Origin of the sequence: Shewanella sp. 10N.286.52.A9 (assembly GCF_041468985.1) — a bacterium.
Taxonomy (GTDB): domain Bacteria; phylum Pseudomonadota; class Gammaproteobacteria; order Enterobacterales; family Shewanellaceae; genus Shewanella; species Shewanella japonica.
This window is the reverse complement of sequence record NZ_JBFRJQ010000007.1, coordinates 112,092-132,348: the sequence shown is the minus strand read 5'-3', so window position 1 is coordinate 132,348 and position 20,257 is coordinate 112,092. Positions and strand designations below refer to the sequence as shown.

12 protein-coding genes are annotated in these 20,257 nt (G+C 40.7%); 5 read left to right on the top strand and 7 right to left on the bottom strand.

Going from position 1 to position 20,257, the window contains the following annotated elements:
- The first annotated feature begins 87 nt into the window (after positions 1-87).
- Positions 88-3,561: a DNA polymerase III subunit alpha gene (gene dnaE, locus AB4128_RS06715; protein ID WP_192022423.1), complete on the top strand. Its 3,474-nt coding sequence runs from the start codon at positions 88-90 to the stop codon at positions 3,559-3,561.
- 83 nt (positions 3,562-3,644) lie between these two features.
- A complete protein-coding gene (tilS, locus tag AB4128_RS06710; protein ID WP_082419866.1) occupies positions 3,645-5,138 on the top strand; it encodes a tRNA lysidine(34) synthetase TilS in 1,494 nt (497 codons plus the stop codon).
- A gap of 175 nt (positions 5,139-5,313) precedes the next feature.
- Here tilS and AB4128_RS06705 read toward each other — a convergent pair whose 3' ends face one another.
- Positions 5,314-6,201, bottom strand: coding sequence for a GGDEF domain-containing protein (locus AB4128_RS06705; RefSeq protein WP_055023072.1), 888 nt, complete (start codon positions 6,199-6,201; stop codon positions 5,314-5,316).
- 200 nt (positions 6,202-6,401) lie between these two features.
- Between AB4128_RS06705 and AB4128_RS06700 the strand changes: the two genes are divergently transcribed.
- Positions 6,402-8,354, top strand: coding sequence for a monovalent cation:proton antiporter-2 (CPA2) family protein (locus AB4128_RS06700; RefSeq protein ID WP_055023071.1), 1,953 nt, complete (start codon positions 6,402-6,404; stop codon positions 8,352-8,354).
- Positions 8,355-8,468: 114 nt separating this feature from the next.
- A complete protein-coding gene (locus tag AB4128_RS06695; protein ID WP_055023070.1) occupies positions 8,469-11,711 on the top strand; it encodes an SNF2-related protein in 3,243 nt (1,080 codons plus the stop codon).
- Between the two features lie 8 nt (positions 11,712-11,719).
- Here the strand turns inward: AB4128_RS06695 and AB4128_RS06690 are convergent, their stop codons facing one another.
- The 6 genes from AB4128_RS06690 to AB4128_RS06665 form a co-directional block, all read right to left on the bottom strand.
- Positions 11,720-12,940: a CDP-glycerol glycerophosphotransferase family protein gene (locus tag AB4128_RS06690; protein WP_144430122.1), complete on the bottom strand. Its 1,221-nt coding sequence runs from the start codon at positions 12,938-12,940 to the stop codon at positions 11,720-11,722.
- Positions 12,941-13,046: 106 nt separating this feature from the next.
- Positions 13,047-13,439, bottom strand: a complete 393-nt coding sequence (gene tagD, locus AB4128_RS06685) for a glycerol-3-phosphate cytidylyltransferase (RefSeq protein ID WP_055023069.1) — start codon at positions 13,437-13,439, stop codon at positions 13,047-13,049.
- 45 nt (positions 13,440-13,484) lie between these two features.
- Positions 13,485-14,879 carry a sugar phosphate nucleotidyltransferase gene (locus tag AB4128_RS06680; protein WP_055023068.1) on the bottom strand — a complete coding sequence of 465 codons (1,395 nt, stop codon included), beginning with the start codon at positions 14,877-14,879 and terminating at the stop codon, positions 13,485-13,487.
- Positions 14,880-14,887: 8 nt separating this feature from the next.
- Positions 14,888-16,801, bottom strand: a complete 1,914-nt coding sequence (locus AB4128_RS06675) for a WecB/TagA/CpsF family glycosyltransferase (RefSeq protein ID WP_372037285.1) — start codon at positions 16,799-16,801, stop codon at positions 14,888-14,890.
- A gap of 266 nt (positions 16,802-17,067) precedes the next feature.
- Positions 17,068-18,126 carry a glycosyltransferase gene (locus tag AB4128_RS06670; protein WP_055023066.1) on the bottom strand — a complete coding sequence of 353 codons (1,059 nt, stop codon included), beginning with the start codon at positions 18,124-18,126 and terminating at the stop codon, positions 17,068-17,070.
- Between the two features lie 10 nt (positions 18,127-18,136).
- Complete coding sequence (locus tag AB4128_RS06665; protein ID WP_055023065.1) at positions 18,137-19,468, bottom strand: oligosaccharide flippase family protein; 1,332 nt, start codon at positions 19,466-19,468, stop codon at positions 18,137-18,139.
- Between the two features lie 419 nt (positions 19,469-19,887).
- On the opposite strand from AB4128_RS06665, the gene AB4128_RS06660 reads away from it, so the two are divergent.
- Positions 19,888-20,247: a hypothetical protein gene (locus tag AB4128_RS06660; protein WP_055023064.1), complete on the top strand. Its 360-nt coding sequence runs from the start codon at positions 19,888-19,890 to the stop codon at positions 20,245-20,247.
- Positions 20,248-20,257: the final 10 nt, after the last annotated feature.

Below are 20,257 nucleotides of genomic sequence, written 5' to 3'. Positions count from 1 at the left end.
ATTTCGCTATTATAAATTGGCGTAGTTTGCTAATCTGGTCAGCGGTTTTTTCCTTTTAATCATGCATTTCAAAGATACTCATATTCTATGTCCGATCCTCGTTTCGTCCATCTCCGTGTTCACAGTGATTTTTCCATGTCTGATGGCGTGGCAAAAGTTAAACCTATTCTGGCGAAAGCCTCAGAACTTGGTATGGGAGCATTAGCAATTACTGACCAGAATAACTTTTGTGGTCTAGTAAAATTCTATGGCGGTTGTCATGGCGCGGGAATAAAACCGATTATCGGCGCTGACTTTTGGATGAAAGTGCCAGGTTTTGCGGATGAATACTGTGCTATTACCATTATCGCCTTAGACAATGACGGTTATCAAAGCTTAACTCAATTAATCAGTGAAGCGTATTTACGTGGCCAGCTTAACGGCAGAGTGGTCATCGATCAGGAATGGTTAGTTAAATTTAATCAAGGCATCTTGCTGATTTCAGGTGCTAAAGATGGCGATATTGGTAAAGCGCTATTGAAAGGTAACATGGCGCAAGTTGAAGAGCTGGTGTCATTCTATAAAACCCACTTCCATGACCGTTACTTTTTAGAGTTGATCAGAACGGGCAGACCGGATGAAGAACGTTATCTTCATATGGCTGTTAAACTGGCTTCAGAAAATGAATTACCTGTTGTTGCAACTAACCAAGTGGTGTTTTTAAAAGCCGACGACTTTGAGTCTCACGAAATTCGGGTTGCGATTCATGACGGCTTTACGTTAGCCGATCCTCGTAGACCTAAAAAATACAGTGAACAACAATATCTCCGAACCGAAGATGAAATGTGTGATTTGTTTGCTGATATTCCATCTGCATTATCAAACAGTGTTGAAATTGCCAAACGCTGTAATGTCACGATTCGTTTAAATGAATATTTCTTACCTAATTTCCCAACAGGCGATTTGACCATTGAAGACTTTTTGGTTGAAGTGTCTGAAAAAGGTCTGGAAGAGCGTTTAGAGTTTTTATTCCCTGACGAGCAAGAGCGTAAAGAGAAACGTCCTGAGTATGATGAACGTCTCGATGTTGAACTAAAAGTGATTAACCAAATGGGGTTCCCTGGTTACTTCTTGATCGTAATGGAGTTCATTCAATGGGGTAAAGATAATGGCATACCTGTTGGACCGGGACGTGGCTCTGGTGCCGGTTCTTTAGTGGCTTATGCGCTTAAAATTACTGACTTAGATCCATTAGAATACGATTTGTTATTTGAACGTTTCTTGAACCCTGAACGTGTATCCATGCCCGATTTCGACGTTGACTTCTGTATGGATCGCCGTGATGAGGTAATTGACCACGTTGCCGATTTATATGGCCGTGATGCAGTATCTCAAATTATTACCTTCGGTACGATGGCGGCAAAAGCGGTAGTACGAGATGTTGGGCGGGTGTTAGGTCATCCTTATGGTTTTGTTGAACGGCTTACCAAAATGATCCCAGCCGAGCCTGGCATGACACTGGCTAAAGCGTTCGAAGTCGAGCCGTCACTGCCAGAAGCTTATAATAGCGATGAAGATGTCAAAGAGCTTATTGATATGTGTCGCCGCCTTGAAGGTGTGACCCGAAACGCGGGTAAACATGCTGGTGGTGTTGTAATTTCACCGACAGTCATCACTGACTTCTCACCACTATATTGTGATGCAGAAGGCTTAAACCCAGTGACTCAGTTTGATAAAAATGATGTTGAAACGGCTGGCTTAGTTAAATTCGATTTCTTGGGATTAAGAACCCTAACTATTATCGACTGGGCTTTGCAGATGATTAACCCTCGCTTAGAAAAAGCAGGGGAAGAACCTGTCAGAATTGAATCCATTAGCTTGACTGACCCTAAATCATTTAGATTATTGCAGCGTTATGAAACCACGGCGGTATTCCAGTTGGAGTCTCGTGGTATGAAAGACTTGATTAAACGTCTGCAACCCGATTGTTTTGAAGACATGATTGCATTAGTGGCGTTATTCCGCCCAGGACCTTTGCAGTCCGGCATGGTAGACAACTTTATTGAGCGTAAGCATGGCCGTGAAGAAGTCTCATATCCTGATGCAGAGTATCAACATGAGTCGTTAAAAGACCTACTAGAGCCGACATACGGTATTATTTTATACCAAGAACAGGTTATGCAAATTGCGCAGGTATTGGCTGGATATACCTTAGGTGGCGCGGACATGCTTCGTCGTGCTATGGGTAAGAAAAAACCTGAAGAAATGGCTAAGCAACGGGGTACTTTCGAAGCTGGCGCAATTAAGAATGGCGTTGATGGGCCATTGTCGATGAAAATTTTCGACTTGGTAGAAAAGTTCGCGGGCTACGGTTTCAACAAATCTCACTCGGCTGCTTATGCGCTTGTTTCTTATCAAACCTTGTGGCTAAAAACCCATTATCCTGCAGAGTTTATGGCAGCAGTAATGTCCGCTGATATGGATAACACTGATAAAATTGTGATTTTGGTTGATGAGTGCGAGCGTATGGGCTTGCCAATTATTCCACCTGATGTGAATAAGGGATTGTTCAAGTTTACTGTCGATGACGACTTAAACATTGTTTATGGGATTGGCGCGATTAAAGGGGTGGGTGATGGCCCTGTAGAATCGATTTTAAATGCGCGTAAAGATGGCCCATTTACCGATTTGTTTGATTTCTGTGCTCGTATCGATCTTAAAAAGCTAAATAAGCGGGTGATTGAAAAGTTAATTTGCGCAGGAGCACTCGATAACTTAGGTCCACATCGTGCGGCCATGATGGCGACCTTACCTGAAGCGATTTTAGCTGCTGCTCAACATGCGAAAGCTGAAGCAATTGGCCAGAATGATATGTTTGGCTTACTTAATTCTGAGCCAGAAGATAACAAACAAAGCTTTGTCGAATGTCCTACATGGCCTGACAAAGTTTGGCTTGAAGGCGAGCGTGACACATTAGGTTTATACCTTACTGGTCACCCAATTAATCAGTATTTAAAAGAGTTAAGACAATACACTTCTGGACGATTGAAAGACGTTCACCCAACTGATCGCGGTAAAACCGTTAAAGCTGCAGGGTTAGTTATTGCCACTCGAGTGATGATCACCAAGCGAGGCTCAAAAATGGGCTTGGTCACTCTTGATGATAAAAGTGCGCGATTAGAAGTCATGTTGTTTACTGAGGCATTTGAGAAATTTAATCATCTTTTAGAAAAAGATCGTATTTTGATTTGTGAAGGTGAAGTGAGCTTTGATGACTTTGCTGGCGGTAACCGAATGACTGCACGCAATATTATCGAAATCGGTGAGGCGAGAAGTCACTTTGCTAATGCGGTAGAAATTAATGTTACTGCTGAGGATATTAACCCTGAGTGGCTGGAAAAATTTGAACAAGCGCTTTCGCCTTGGAAAAATGGTAGCGTACCAGTAGTGATTAATTATCAGCAGCGTGAAGCCGCAGGGCAATTACGTTTAGGGGATGAGTGGCGTGTTAATCCTACCGATGAGCTGATGTTAGCAATTGAAAGCTTGGTCGGCTCGAGTAACGTTAAGATTGTTTTTTAGTGTTAACTCTGCGTAACTTTGTCGTGTTAAGTGCGCTGAGTAACGCACTGGATTAATCATAGTATGTTAAAAGGGACAAGCTGATGAAAATCATTAATATCTGTGAAGCGATTAAGCAGCACACATCAGCTTTGTTACCGATTAACAGCCCAGCTGGTGCTGTTAATGCTGCTCATCATTCACCGAATAAAATTGTGCTGGCATACAGCGGCGGGGTTGATTCTGAGTGTCTTTGTTACGGCTTGAGCCAGTTTGCCCAGCAAAACCCGCATATTTCATGTTTATTGGTCCATGTGCATCATGGTTTAAGCCCAAATGCAGATGAGTGGGCGCAGCACTGTGTATCACAAGCGAGTCAATATCAACTCCCTATTCAAGTAGAGCATGTCTCATTGACTAAAACATCTCGGACGAGTCTTGAAGCAATCGCCCGAGATGCTCGCTATCAAGTTTTTAAAAAGTACCTTAATCCTGGTGATATTCTCTTAACGGCCCATCATCAAGATGATCAGCTTGAAACGTTATTACTAGCGTTAAAACGTGGTCAAGGCCCGAAGGGATTGGCAGCTATGGGGAGCATTCAAGCATTTCATCAACAAAGTTGGGTCATTAGACCTTTACTGGGCTTTTCTCGTAGTGACATTGAGGCATTTGCAATCGATAAGTCATTAATTCATATCGAAGATGAGAGTAACTTAGACACCCAGTATGATCGAAATTTTCTGCGTCAAGATATCATTCCTAGACTAAAGCAACGTTGGCCGAGTATTGCTGCAACAGCATCTCGCAGCGCGCAGCTTTGTGCGCAGCAGCAATCTATCGTTGACGCTGAAGTGACTCAGCGACTTCCTGAATTCATTACATACTCTCCGAGTTTTAGTTTATCAGGCCCTGGTTTAGCGCTATTAACATTCAAAGAACAATCAAGTGAATGGCAAAACTTGCTGTTACGCGGTTTTATTTTAGCTCAAGGCTACAAATTACCGTCTCAGTCGCAGCTTGAGCAAATTGTGAGTCAACTATTGTACGCTGCTAATGATGCTAACGTAGATGTCCAGTGTGCTGGATATTCGATTAAACGTTTTGCTGGATGTGCCTATGTTGTACCCAAGATCAGTAAAAAGGACTTAGAGGAATCACAGAGCATTGATGCTGAGTTGCTGACTAATGCGATTCAGCGGTTAGACATGCGAACTGAAGAGGTTTGTACTGTTGAGTTATCCAGTCTATCTATTAATAATTTAGAAGGTGAGCAATCACCCCAACCTTTACATGTTTCAGTGGGAGCGAGTACTCAAGGAGCGCGACTATCGATAACGGATTTAACCTCGGTTAGCATTGCCTTTACAGCGAAAGGGAGTACCCGCTGTCAACCCCACTTTAGGGATAAAGGACGAGAGCTTAAAAAGATATGGCAAGAACTTGCCGTTCCGCCTTGGATGAGGGATAGAGTAGCTTTGGTTTTTTATGGCGAAGTGTTAGTTGCCGCGATTGGCTTGTGGGTCGATAAACGCTACTTAGCTAAAGCTGATGAAATCGGTTTACTATTAAACTATAAAATGCAGACATCAGATTAACGTTTACAAACAGTTACTGCATTTCTTCAAGGTAACTTAGTATAAAACGGCAATCTTTTTACTCACTAAGAACGCTCAACGTTAAAGTGATTCGCTAATATAGCTGAACACTCACAATTATCTTTGTGATTTATTATCAATAATTTAACTCTGTTAAGTTTTGTCTATTCATACCTTAGTCATTGCAAATTCTAAAACAATTTCTGCCCGCATCTTTGGCTTCATATAACGCCATGTCAGCACTTTCATACAGTTTATCTTGGGTTTGTGCGCCACTTGAACTTGCCACGCCTAAGCTGCATTTAACTTGAAAAGTGCTCATTAACGGATGTGACTCCATGGTGTTAATGATACGCTGACACAAAGGCGTCATTTCGAGTGCATTTCCTTGAGCTATAATTATAAATTCGTCACCACCAATACGAAAAGCTTGATCGGTATTTCGAATAGCGTCATTAATCAGTTCAGCAAATGAAGATAAAATCGTATCGCCAAGTTTATGTCCGTGTTGATCATTTACACTTTTAAAGTTGTCTAAATCGAGCACAACCAAAGAGATATCACCTTGGTTTCTGTTGGCTCTGGCCAATGCGCTCTTGATACTTTGTCGATAATAATAGCGATTACCTAAGCCTGTTAATGCATCAAACATGGCTTGATTCGACATTTGACTGTACTTAGTTGCATTTAAAAATGGTTGGCAAAACAATTTTTCAATTTCATTAAGCTGTATTAATTGGTCGGGTGTTAATGGTGAGCTAAGGTAATATTTGATGCTATAAGGCTCACCAAAGCCGCTAATCACTCTTTGTTGATTAAGTCCATGACAACGGCCCCAGTTTAGTTTTAGCTGGTGATTCAGTTGTACACCTTGGATCGGCAATAATTGGCCTAGTGATTTGCCGTAACTGGCAAAGACCGTTCTTGGCTCTAAACTTGCGTGCATTTGCTGCAAGATTTCCATCAAATTATTATCTGAGTTGTGATCTTTGCCAGCTGTGTAAGGCGCTGATTTTCCCCAGTTTTGTTCTGGATATGGCTGTGAAGCTATGGCGTAATCCATTTTTACTACCTCATTTGATGCAAATACATGCGAATGCGAAACATATAAATAAAATTGTTTTTACCTGTATCAAAATGTAAGCAAAAACTGTGCCTGATATTTTTAGTTACTAATTATCATAAGGTTATTGTTAATTGGTTTTATTGTTAATAGACTGTTTCATTGAATCGCTATTTTATTGACTCGGAGAACTCGCATTTATGGAGCACAGCATCTTTATCCATATTCTCTCAATGCTCGTGATAGCTATTGTGGCTATTTCACTGCTAAGGCGATTTGGTTTACCTCCCATTCTTGCTTACCTACTCACAGGAGTAGTGAGCGGTCCTAGCGGTTTTCATTGGTTCACCCAGCAGCAAATGCATTCAGTGGCTGAGCTTGGCGTTGTGTTATTGATGTTCAGTTTAGGGCTTGAATTCTCTGTACCTAAGTTGTGGTCAATGCGAAGAACGGTATTTGGCTTAGGTAGTGCGCAAGTTACCTTTACTGCGCTGTTAGCTGGTTTGGTGGCACTGCTATTTGGCCAAGATATGATTTCAGCCATTGTTATTGGTTCTGCAGTTGCATTGTCTTCAACGGCGATTGTATTAAAGCTGGTTAACGAGCAAGGGTGGATGCGAAGACGTCACGGCGAGCTCTCTGTCAGTGTGCTGCTCTTTCAAGATATTGCAGTGGTGCCGCTATTAATTATCTTACCTTTACTATCAACCAATGGTGAGCCGATAGGCTTTCTAGATATTGCTTGGGGTATGCTTACAGGCATTTTGGCATTCATTGGTTTGATGTCTTTCGGTAAGTGGGTGTTACCTCGAATTTTTGACGAAGTAGCCCGTTCTCGTTCAAATGAATTGTTCGTGTTATCCACCTTAGTTGTTGTATTAGTCACAGGAGCCTTTACTCAGTGGTTAGGTTTATCGATGGCGCTCGGTGCTTTTATTGCGGGTATGTTATTGGGTGAGAGTCAATATCGTCGTCAACTTGAAGCTGATATAAGACCATTTAGAGATCTCTTAATGGGTCTGTTTTTTATCTCTATCGGTATGCTGCTAGATTTTACGATTGTTGCGCAATTTTGGTGGCAAATTCTATTAATTTTAGTTGCTGTTTTAGTGACTAAAACTGTCGTGGTATTCGGTATTTTAAAGTTGGGCGGTGAACAGTTTAAAGTGGCGTTAAGTACAGCCATTAGCTTGGCACAAGTGGGTGAGTTTAGTTTTGTACTGTTAGCTTTGGCGGTTAATTATCAGCTATTAGAAACTCAAATGAGTACCATTTTTGTCATGGTGGCCGTTTTGTCTATGTCAATTGCGCCTTGGCTTATCAGAAACAGTGTTGATATAGCGCAGGCTATCGAAGGTAAAACATCACGTAAAAAACAGATTGAAGATGAGTTTCAATTGCCGCCACCAGAAGACGGGGATTTAGTATTAATTCTTGGTTACGGCCGAGTGGGGCAAACCATCGCCCGATTTTTGAAAAAAGAAGCAGTGCCATTTGTGGTGTTAGATCTTGACCCTACGAGAGTGTCAGAAGCTAAGAATGCTGGCGAACCTGTATTTTTCGGTGACGCTTGTAAAATGGGGTTATTAAAACAAATTGGTATACGTCGTGCCAGCATGGTGGTCATTACATTTGGAGAGTCTCGCCAAGTGGAAGATTGCCTGGCACTGTCGCGCAAATTGGCGCCAGATACTAAGATTTTAGTGAGAACCACGGATGATGCAGAGCTTGATAGTTTAAAAGAGATGGGCGCCACGCAGGTTATTCCCGAAAAGCTTGAAGGCAGCTTAATGCTGGTATCCCAAGTGCTATACAAATGTGGGGTGCCACTACCAAGAATTATTAAGCGATTAGAATCAGAAAGGCGTAACCATTACCAATATCTTCATGGCTTTTTTACTGGAGCTGAGACGGATATGACCTTAGAGCTACTGCATGCGGTGTCGTTAGATACTGGTTCTAATGCGGTTGGTAAGCGCATCGCTAAAATCCCTTGGTCTCAGTTTGGTGTTGAACTTAGAGCGGTAAGAAGGAAAGGCGAGGAGATAAGTCCTGCACCAGAAGACTGGGTTTTCGAGCGTAATGACATCATCATGTTGGTTGGTAAACCACGCTCAATAGAGGCTGCAGAAGAGTATTTATTGCAAGGTTGATGGTTTTTTTTGAAGATGGCTAATTACAGTAGAATTTTGCCATCTTCTTCCATACAATGGCTAGTTACGTTTGTTGTTGAGTAGCCATGTGGTTACTGCTTGTATGGGATAGTCATGTCGGCCAAATTGTTTAATCTTCCTATCAAAATAAGCTTAGAGTTGATTGCTAAGTTATTTTCATCAGTTCAATTACAAAAAGCGCAGAATTATCTCATTGAAGGCCGAGTGCTTGAAGTGCACGCAAGCCAAGAAAATCATAATGTTGAATCTTATGTGGCTGGCTCTGCGATCGAGCCTTATCGCCAAGACATTACTCTGGTAAATGTTAATCACAAAATCGTGATGAAATCACATTGTACTTGTCCTGTCGGCTCCAACTGTAAGCATGTTGCAGCCGCCTTGTTAGCGCTAATTGATAAAAAACCAGTTGAAGAACAACGATTAAGCCAGTGGTTGATGCAGCTTGAAAAGCAAGATTTAGTGCACGCCACAGAAGAAGATGAAGAAAAAGATCGAATTATTTTCACGCTTTCTAGCGACCATCATGGCATTTTTGTCGACTTTAAGCGCAGTAAGCTAAATAAAAAACAACAGTTTAATAAGGGCAGTAAAATTGCCTTAAATGATGTTAAATATCATCTACCTTGGTGGATCAGTCCTGAAGATAGTCAGATTATTAGCTTGCTGTTATCTTCTTCAAAAAGTGCTTCAAAAATATACCTTGAGGGCGAAATTTGCGCTCTTGCATTAACAAAAATGCTTGAGCTTGGTACGTGCTTCTGGGAAGAGAATCGCACACCTTTAACGTTAACTTCTAAACTGGCTCCTGATTTTGTTTGGCAAGAAACTGACGCCCGTCATACTCAAATTAGCATGAGTATGCCAGAGCTAGATAATTGGGAGTTTATCGCTACCAACCCACCAATGTTCGTTGACTTAGATTATTTAAAAGTTGGCTATTTAGACACGGATTTATCAGTAGATAAATTAAAGCTGCTGCAACAAATGCCGCCAGTGCCATTAGATAAGGTGGATGATATTAGCGATAAAATGCTGCGTCATTTTTCACCTAAAAGTGTGCCAGTTCCCAGTGAGATTGAATTTCATGAGATAGAAGATCCGCTCAAAGTCTCGCTAACCTTTACGATGGCACAGCTTGATGACAGTCCTATGATGCAGCCTGTGCTACAAGTCGAGTTTCTGTATGGTGATATCAGCATTGCTGGTAGAAAAAGCCGAGAGAAAATTAACCTTATCAAACAAGGTAAGGTGCAATATCAAATACATCGAGAGCTTGAGTTAGAAGCTCAAGCACTTGAATGTCTCGAAAGCCTACAGTTACAGGCGATTGATAACAGTATCCTGACCTATAACAATCAACATGTTAGCTATTTTAGCCTTGGTTTAATGCCAGAGATGGTTAACGAGTGGGCGCAACTCACGACTTTTGGCATTATGACCTTAGAAGATTTAGGCTATAACGTGGAATTTGCTGCTGACTTTGACTTAAATATTGTTGATGCAGATATTGAGGTAGATTTAGATGACGATGAAGATAGTGGTTGGTTTTCGTTATCGTTAAATGCTGATATCGAAGGGCAGAGTGTGCCGCTGTTGAGCCTTGTTGCCCGTTGGCTCCAGCAAAATGGTGAGCCTGATGATGAGCAAGAGCTTATTTTACCTGGGCCAAATGGACGGTTTGTCAAAATCAAAGCCAAAACAATTAAGCCGCTAATTTCGGTGATTCAAGAGTTATTTCAGCGAGGCGGTGGTGATGTTCTCGAAGTCCCACGTAACCGAGCTGATTTGCTTAATGAATTGTCAGAAAGCGATATTAGATTACTCAATGGTGAAAGAGTCAGGCATTTAGCGACAAAGTTAGCCGAGTTTAAAGGGATTGAGTCAGTTGCATTGCCCACAGGGCTTAATGCCACTTTGCGAGACTATCAAAAACTAGGGTTTGATTGGTTGTGCTTTTTAAAAGAATATCAACTGGGCGGTATTCTTGCTGATGATATGGGCTTAGGTAAGACGTTACAGACATTGGCATTTTTATTAAAAGCCAAACAGATGAAAGCGCAAAATATTGACTCGAGCAGCACGACGTCATTAACACCAAGACCGAGTCTTATCGTTTGTCCTACTAGTTTAGTGGGTAACTGGTATAAAGAAGCGCAAAAGTTTACTCCCGAGCTAAAAGTGTTGGTTATTCATGGCAACAAGCGTCAAGCATTACTCGAAAAAATCGAAGAGTTTGATGTCATTATCACCACATACCCTCTGATTTTACGTGATGAAATGGTGTATAGCGAATATAGCTTTGAGCACATTATTTTAGATGAAGCACAACAAATCAAAAATGCGCAAGCAAAGGTGACTCAAGCGTTAAAGACTTTTAAAGGTCAATTCCGTTTGTGTTTGTCAGGCACACCGTTAGAAAATCATTTAGGTGAATTAAAGTCGTTAATGGATTTTTGTTTACCAGGATTATTAGGCCAACATGCTTACTTTAATAAAGAGTTTCGTGGCCCAATTGAGAAACAAGCTGATACTGAAAAGTCAGCTATTTTGCTAAACCGAATTGCTCCATTTTTACTACGTCGTACTAAAAACGAAGTGATGTCGGAGTTACCTGAAAAAACCATCATAGTACAAACCCTTGAACTGGAAAAAGATCAACGTAACTTATATGAAAGTATCCGCTTAGTGATGGAGAAAAAACTGCGAGAACTGTTTGCAAAACAAGGTGTTTCAAGCAGTCATATTGAGTTTTTAGATGCGTTATTAAAACTACGCCAAGCCTGTTGCGATCCTAGACTGGTTAAGTTAGAACAAGCTCAATACGTTGAAGATAATGCGAAGTTAACTTGGCTGACGCAAAACGTGCCAGAAATGGTTGAAGAAGGCCGAAAGATCCTAATCTTTAGTCAGTTCACAGGTATGCTGGCATTGATTGAACAAGAGTTTATTAATATGGGTATTCCATATAGTAAATTAACTGGTCAAACTCGACAGCGCCAAGATGAAATCGACGCGTTTCAAGAGGGGGATGTGCCGGTGTTTTTAATCAGTTTAAAAGCGGGCGGAACTGGGCTTAATTTAACCGCTGCAGATACTGTGATTCACTTTGATCCATGGTGGAACCCCGCAGCAGAAAAACAAGCGACCGACCGAGCGCACCGCATTGGTCAACTAAATCCAGTATTTGTTTATAAGCTAATTGCTCAAGGTACAGTTGAAGAGAAAATTCAAGAAATGCAGCAACATAAACAAAGTCTTGCAGATAGTATTCTCGCTGGAAGTGCCAAAAGTCAGTGGCAAGGCAATGCCGATGACTTACTGGCACTATTGAGATAATGCAGCTGCTAAGATTGACTGACTAAATTATCAAGTACAGTAAAGCTTTCAATATGCTGATATTGCCAATAGAGCTGAGTTAACTCAGCTCTATTTTTTTTGTGTGTTAACGAGGCAATATTGGGGCTTTCACCCATGGTGTGCAAATACTTTAACAGTACATCAAATTCAAAAATGACTTCGCCTGCCATGGGGAGGCTCTCTGCGTAGGGGTAACACTGGCGGCTATCAGCTTGATATTCTCGATGATCGAATTGAAAAAACACAATGTCGGCTCGGGTCTGCAACATGTCTATGTATAAAGATGAATAGTCTGTGATCAGTAAATCAACGTCATTGATGATTTCATAAGTATCTTGCCAATCAGAGATATTAATAATATTCGGATAGTGACTAATATCATTGGCTAAATCAGCTTCATTAGGGTGTAAGCGCAATAATAATAGCTGCTTATTGTAGACGAGTGCTTCCGATAAGCTCTCAAAATTAATGGCTTGTAGATAAGGGTTAGTGTGAGCTTCCCTATCACTCGCAATGCCACTGTCTCGCCAAGAAGGGGCGTACAATAACACCTGTGACACATTATTATTCTGTTTCAATGTTTGTATTATGGATGTTGATTTAGGGTATCGCTGATAAAAATCTGTACGAGGATTGCCCGATAACAACATATGGTGCTCGCTAATATGAAAAGCTGTAGCAAATAATGCTGAGACTAAATCGCTTGGAGCAATCATGTAATCTGGAGCAATTCTTTGCTGGTGGTATTGCGTTAAGGAGACAAACTTTTGATGCAAACTCTGAGGGTGATAAATCGAGAATAATGGGCCGTTATTGATATCATATTCAATACGTTTTAATGGCGAACCATGCCATAAATTAATCTTGACAGCTCCTTTGGCAAAGTACTGATTCACATCTCCAATATAGCTGTTATACACGTAATATTTGGCAGTAAGGGCATGGAAAATGCCTTTTATACTCCAACGATAATAAGCTTCATAACCTTGAATGGTCAGTTGAGCAATAACATCTTTGTCACCGGAAATCCAAATAGAGCGAATCGTTTTTGCTTGTTGCCAATGCAGGTATAGGTACTTACTATTATCTGCGAATTTGTTTTTATAGCTTCCCATCACAGCCTTTTGAGTTCTTGGAAACAAGGCTGCAATAAAATAGATGGATTGAGTGACTACAAACCTGATGCTGTTGACAATGTATTGGCCCAATTTATGATCCCATAACAATTGAAAAATCCGTTAAATACAGAATAGCACTAATCAAGTTAACTGCCAGATATAAAAGAAATTTATTAAAAATGTTACCTGCCTGCAATTAAGCAGGCACTGCAAGATTATTTTTAATTTCAGTCGTTGAAATATCATCGGTACGAGTAAGATATAACACATCACATTGACTTTTTAGATGATCAAATTGACCTTCCCAGTCGTCACCGATAGCAAAAACATCGACATCAAATTTCTCTATATCGGTACTTTTTTGTTGCCAGTTTTGCTCAGGAATGACTTTAGATACATATTTACAAGCAGCAATGATTTCACTGCGTTGCTCATAACTGAAAAATGCAGCTTTGCCTTTCATTGCATTAAATTCGTCGGTGGACACCCCAACAATAAGTTGGTCACACATTTCGCTTAAACGAGCCAGTAATCTAACGTGACCAAAGTGAAATAAATCAAAAGTACCGTAAGTTATAATCGTTTTCATAATGATATTCCTTAATCGTATTCATGCGATAAATGAGTATTAGGGTTAACCTTTTATAACGATGTCCGTATTGGCTTTATTCATTTGCTGTTGCAACAGGTTGACTAAATATTGTGGTTTATTCGCTTGTTCAAATTCTATTTCAACCATTTGGACTTCTTCGATTGGGGTTGTTTCATCAAAATTAAGTTGTACTGGTCCATAAACACCATATGGCGTAGAACTATTGATTTTGCTTTGGAATTGCGTTGAGGCACCAAACAAGTTGAGGTCTCCTTTGGCAGCACTCCAAAGTTGAGGTAATAATGCAAAACTAGGGCTAGCAATATTGAACTTGTGTACTTTAATCGGTTGATTATCATTGCTAACAACGGTGTCAGTTACTATGGGTTTTCTGGGTTTATTAATGCATGCACATAAAAATAACGTCAGTAAAAGTGGCGATAATAGGACGTATAGTATGAGTAATCCTGCACGCTGAACTAACGTATTGTATTGCGTTGGCTCTTGAACTGACTTGGCAATAAGACTGGGATCTTCAATACGAGTCCAGCTATTGGTTTGCGGGTCTATCATCAAGTCTTGCGAGATGATTTTATTGTTTACACTGAGCTGTGGTCCAACATATGAGTTAGGTAAAATGATGCTGTTTTGAATGGTGCTATCTTCAATAAAGCAGTACTCACCGACAACTACGCCTTCAGTAAGCGATGCTTTTGGAGATACTTTTGTAAACTCGCCGATGGCGCCATATACATCTGTTTTTGATAAATCAGGTAATTGACATTGCGCTTCAACAATCAAATGTTGCTTGGTATTGTTTGTCGCTATCGCACGACCTTTAACGCAAAAATCACGACTGTTGATGACATATTCAGATGCTTCAACATAGGCAGCTAAACTATCTAAGTAAAAGCATTCACCATGAAGTAACTGCGCAACACTATCTGCATGGTTAACTTCTTTCGTCTCAAGCGGCCAGTTCATTAACTCATGATGTTTCCAACCAGCGGGTAGCATCATCATTGCTGGATTACGCTGTGACATTTTTGCATGCACAAACTTTGATGGCATTAGACTGGCAAATTCAATAAAACGACCCAAACAAGGACTGCGTAACATATCTCCACGAACCACCAATGCTTGGGTGTCTTTGTTGATACTCATGCGAGACAGCACGCTATTAACTTGCTCTTCAGGTTTGCTTAAGAAGTAATCTATTTTTAATCCCCATTGCTGACCATTTCCGAGTTGGCTTTCGATTTTTTTTGCGTCGCTACAGATGACTAGCTTCACGTCGGTAACACCTGCTGACGCTAAGTCTTCTAAGGTATATTCAACCAATGCTTTATTAGCAACGGGCAAAAGCGCTGGGCAGTATTGTTGATTTAAAGGGGCTAATTCATTGCCTGTACGATTTGCAAATACGATAGCTTGCATAATGTCTCCTAGTAGGCGCCGCGCGCCAAAAGTACTGCCGGAATGGTTTTCAATAACAAGCTGATATCTTCTTTTAGTGATTGCTTGTAGATATAGTCAATGTCGAGTTCTACTTGCTTATCAAAAGGGATATCTGAACGTCCGCTAACTTGCCATATGCAGGTTATACCTGGTTTAACTCCCAATCTGCGACGGTCACTTAACTGATATTGGCTTACTTCATTAGGTAGTGCAGGTCTTGGGCCAACTAGTGACATATCACCAATTAATACGTTCCAAAGTTGCGGTAATTCGTCAATTGAAGCCTTTCTTATCAGTTTTCCTATCGTGGTGATACGCGGATCTTTTTTCATCTTAAAGATTACGCCACCTTGCATTTCATTGTTTTTCTTGATTTTTTCTAGTCTTTCTTCTGCATCAATATACATTGAACGGAACTTCCACATCGTGAATGGTTGATTATTACGACCACTTCGAGTTTGTGAAAAAAAGATTGCTCCTTTTGATTCAACACGGATGCATAAGGCGGTGAGTAGGAACAAAGGCGCCAATAGGATTAGCAAAATGCTAGCGGCCACAATATCAAATGTGCGTTTTGCAAATTGACCACATTTGATTCCAAAGAAATACCAGCGACGCTTATTTTGGTTGTTCACTTGGCCTAGATTAGTTGCAATGTTTGTAGGTGCTTGTTCAATAGATGCATGACTTAAACGTTTTTGCTTTAATACTCGAGCGATAAAAAGTGGGTTACCAACCACATAACGTTTCCACATACGTGTTGGCTCTTGGGCTAAGCGCCATACCCACTCCATACCGACTTGTCTTACTGCAATTGGTGCTCTTGAAACGTTATTGGCAAAGAAGTCAAATAATCCACCCACACCAACAGCAACTCCAACGCTAAGTGCTGATTTATGCTGACGTATCCAAGCCTCTTGTTTAGGTGCGCCCATGCCAACTAACAAGATGTGCGCTCCAGATTGATTGATTTGTTCAATAACTTGCTGCTCATTTTCATCGGTTAAGTAACCGTGGTGACAGCCTACAATCTCAAGGTTTGGATATTGCGCAGCCAAGTTAGCTGCGGCTTCGTCGGCAGTGTTACCTTTGCCTCCTAAGAAGAATAATTTGATGCCAATTAAGGATGCTTTCTCGCAAAGTAATGGCAGCATATCTGTGCCGTTAACATTATCTTTAAGGCCGATATGATGTAGCTGGCAGGCAATCCTAATACCGCTTCCATCAGCAAACACTTGATCGCATTGATTTACCGTATCGCGATAGTCAGAGTCACTCGCTGCAATGTTTAAACAATCGGCATTTACGAAAGCAAATTGTTTAGTGCTAGTCGATTGTGATGAATGGATAAGTAACTCAATACTTTCATCCATGGTGTTGTTATCGATATCGACACCTAAAAGATTAAACTGTTTTGGGTAGTTTAATTGTGTTGAAACAACCACTAACTTGCTGATTAGGCATTTAAAAATGTTCGATACATAACCGAAGAGGCCAAATGTTGGCACTGTATTGGGGTTAGTATTGATATGCGTAATGCCCATACGGCGCTGCATTTGTTCAACTGATAAGATCCCTGGGCGCTGGTTAGCGTGGCTTGGCTCAAATACGGCGTACTCAAATGACGTACCTAACAATCCAACTTGGCCTTTTAAGACACTAAACAGCAAAGGGAGTGTCGAAAATCGGCCTTGTGAGAATGTCCGAATCGCAACTTCCTTTCCACCAGAATGAATAAAAAGTGTTTCGAAAATAGGGTGCTTAGAACAGGCAAGGAATGCCACTTTCACTACCCAAATCGGGCTTGATAAGATCAGAATGCTGCATGCCACAACCCAGTCGAAAACTAAGATGCTAATAGGCGTTTTATGTGAATGAGTGTTGTTAGGTGCAGTTTTCATATGTTGCCTCACACAGGATCGACGTAATTGATACCTTGGTAAAGCAGGAAGTGTTCCAGCTTTTTAAGTTGTTGTTATTTAAGTGGTTGTATTGGCTTTTACTGTGTTGAGGAATGGTTGGTAACAGGCGATTACCATAATGAAAAAGTCGGCTTTGCAGATTGCAAACAAGTCTGCAAAGCCAAACAGGGAAGCTTTTTCATATATCGATAATTCACTCAAGTTTATCTTGGCCTTATAAAGGCATTTTAAGGTCAGTGATGCGTTTACAGTTTGTTGTCTTGCATAAACTCACTTGATACGCCATCTTTCGCAATGCGAAGTTTTTGCATCATGCTAATACATTTTTGACCGACGCCTTCGATAACCAGGTATCCCCAAGAAGGCATTACCCATTGCGCATAAGCTGCAATTAAAGTGGTTACTGTACGACCCGTTTCAGATTGCAAAATACTTGGTGAAGTCGAAATCGCTTGGTTTACCAGTTTTACCGCAGCACCACCATCACCTAAGCGAATCGCTTGTCTTGATAAATAACGTAACTGGTAAGCACGCGCAGCTTTCTCATGGCGTGCAAGTAGCGTAGGGGCGAAATCACGTGCTTTTTCAATCATCTTTTCCCACGAAGCATATTGCTTCATTAGATTTGCAGATAAACCACCATGATTAAGACGGTAATACGTTAGTGGCTCTGGTAAGCCTTCAATTTTCCAAGAGGTAGTTGCAGCAATACGTAACCAACATTCAATATCTTCAGATTGACGGAAGCTCTCATCAAAATAACAGCTATAACGTTCTGCTGTACTCATTGATTGGTAGCGAATGTCATTTAATGTAGTACGGCGAATGACTGGTGCGCTGCCATTACCAACAGGGTTGCGACATAATAAGTGGGCAGCATCAATATCAGTTAGTTTTGGCATTTGATAAAAATCAATAAACTTGCCTGTGTAATCAATGAAACTTGAGCGAGAAAAGCTAACACCGATTTGTGGATCGCTTTCTAAATGTGCCACGTGACGAGCTAGTTTTTCTGAGTGCCATAAATCGTCGGAATCAATAAAAGCGATATACTCACCTAGTGCATGACGTATCCCCGTGTTTCTCGCTGCTGCTAACCCTTTATTTTTAGCGTGACGAATAATGTGCACACGTGGGTCACCAACAAATTGTTTACAGATTTGGATACTGCGGTCATCGCCGCGGTCATCAATAATAAGTAGTTCAAAATTATCAAATGTTTGACTCAATACAGATTCAATTGCTGATTTAACGAATTTTTCAACATTATAAACTGGCATGACGACTGAGATTCTTGGAGACATAGTGTTTTCCTTAACTGTTTATAACAGTTGATTGAGTAAAAGTGATGCGGCTGCTGTACCAGCAAAGCCAAGGCATGATGATTAAGTAAGTCACCATTACGCTGCATGCGACGGTGGTTAAATCAAACTGGCTAGCGATACTGATAACCAGTGTTAAAAGGGCGGTGATAGAGATATTTAGTTTGAAATTTAAATGGCTGTGTCCATGTGCCAACAGTAGTTGGCTGGCTGCTTCAGCCATCGGACGAACTAAACCGCTTAAACATAAAAATACGAAAACCGAAATTGCATCTGTGCTTATCCATTGCTCGCCGTAGACAAAAGGGACATACAATGGCGCTAAACTGGTTTGTAAGATAATGATTGGCGCAGCAATCGCGGTGATTGCTATGACACTACTACGATATTTCTGCTGTGCTGACTGTTCATCTGATGTTGGGTTACTGCCGCAAATGTGAGAGTAAAAAGCAGTGCCAAAACTTTGTACTAGACCAAGACTGACGCCCAAGCTGACGTTGTAAGCAAAGAAGTAAACGCCAAGAGCTTCAACACCCATGAAATAGCCAATAACAAGGTAATCAATGCTCTGTCTTAGGGTATTAATTAAGTCGCTTAAACTTACTGGTACACTAAAGTTAAGCAGTGCTTTAACTTGATTGGCAGACGGCTTTTGAGTGCTTACTGGTAATTTAGTGTCTTTTTTATGGATGTATATCCAAACCAATACCATCACCACTTTTGGGATAATAATGGCCCATAATCCAAAACCGCTTAAGGCTAAGGTTGCTGTTAACACGCCGTCACCTATGGTTTGCCATAAGTTAGCACTTGCCACTTTACGCATATTGTTATTACGTAAGTTGGCCGTTGCGTACATCATCCCAAAAGGTAAAAGTAGGTAGCTTGATGCAACAAAGATAATTGGCAGCACTAATTGCGTATCTTGATAGTAATATGCAAGTGGAACACTGATTAAGCTCATTAAAGCAAATGCAATCACACAGCTGGCAAGGTTGATAAGGTTAGCGCTGGCAAGGTTGTCACTAAAGTCGCTGTCATCCATACGAATTAACGCAGCGGAAGTGATACGTCTTGTAGGAGTGCAGATTAATTCAAATAAGGTTAAGACGATTGCGACTTGACCAAATATCTCTGGGGTCAATAATCGAGCCGTTATAACGCTTGCACCTAGTCTCACCACTCGACCGCTGAATTGTGCACTAGCTAACCATAAAAGGTTTTTACCTAATGAACGTATGCCTTGATTAAGCATCTCATTAAGCGCTAGCTTTTGATTCAGCATTTGCTTCGATTGTGATTGAAGCTTAGTGATGTTCTGCATGACCGCTATCCTTGATATTAAATTGCATTTTGCTGTTTAGCATTGAGAGCAAGTTGCGTTGATACCTAGGTATTACAGTTATTGTGCCAACTTTTAAGTTATTGATTTTGTGTTATTTTGTTTTTAATTTTTAAAGATTAATATGTGAAGTTAGCATTTTGAAAGTGGAGGATTGCAGAATGCAATTTGCAATAAATCTGCTTTTTGGGGGAAATTTCACGCTGTCAGTAAGCAAGTCAGGGGCTTGATGTCTGTCTAGCTCAAGTAATGAGTATGCTAATAATTTAAAAACGTGATGGATATGACTTCATATTAGGTGACTTAATATTAGGTGACTTAATATTAAGTGACTTCATATTAAGTGATATTTAAAGATAAACTTGTGCTGGGATAGAGCGATTAACCTTGAGGTATAAATAGTGATTAAAGTAAGAACAATAAAAGTAAAAGTAGCAAAAGCAATCAAAACGAGCTTCCCAGACCTAAGGTTATTGATTGGTACATTTCTGGTATCTGGGTTTCTGATAGGTTGTGGTGAAGAACAAGACGTTGCTGCAAAAGCACAAGTTTCGGTAGAAATGCAGGAACAGTGTGGAGAGCAAGAGTTTTTAGTTATTGCTGAAAAAGTGAGTGCTGGTGACGGCCAAGGACATGGTCCAGATATTGGCTCAGATGAATGGCAATCAGTCATTGAATTTAAACTTGGCATTAGAGGGCAGGCAGACGTGCCTGCAAGAGATGATGTTCAATGGTGCCAATTTATTCTTAAAAAGCTATAAGCATTCATTT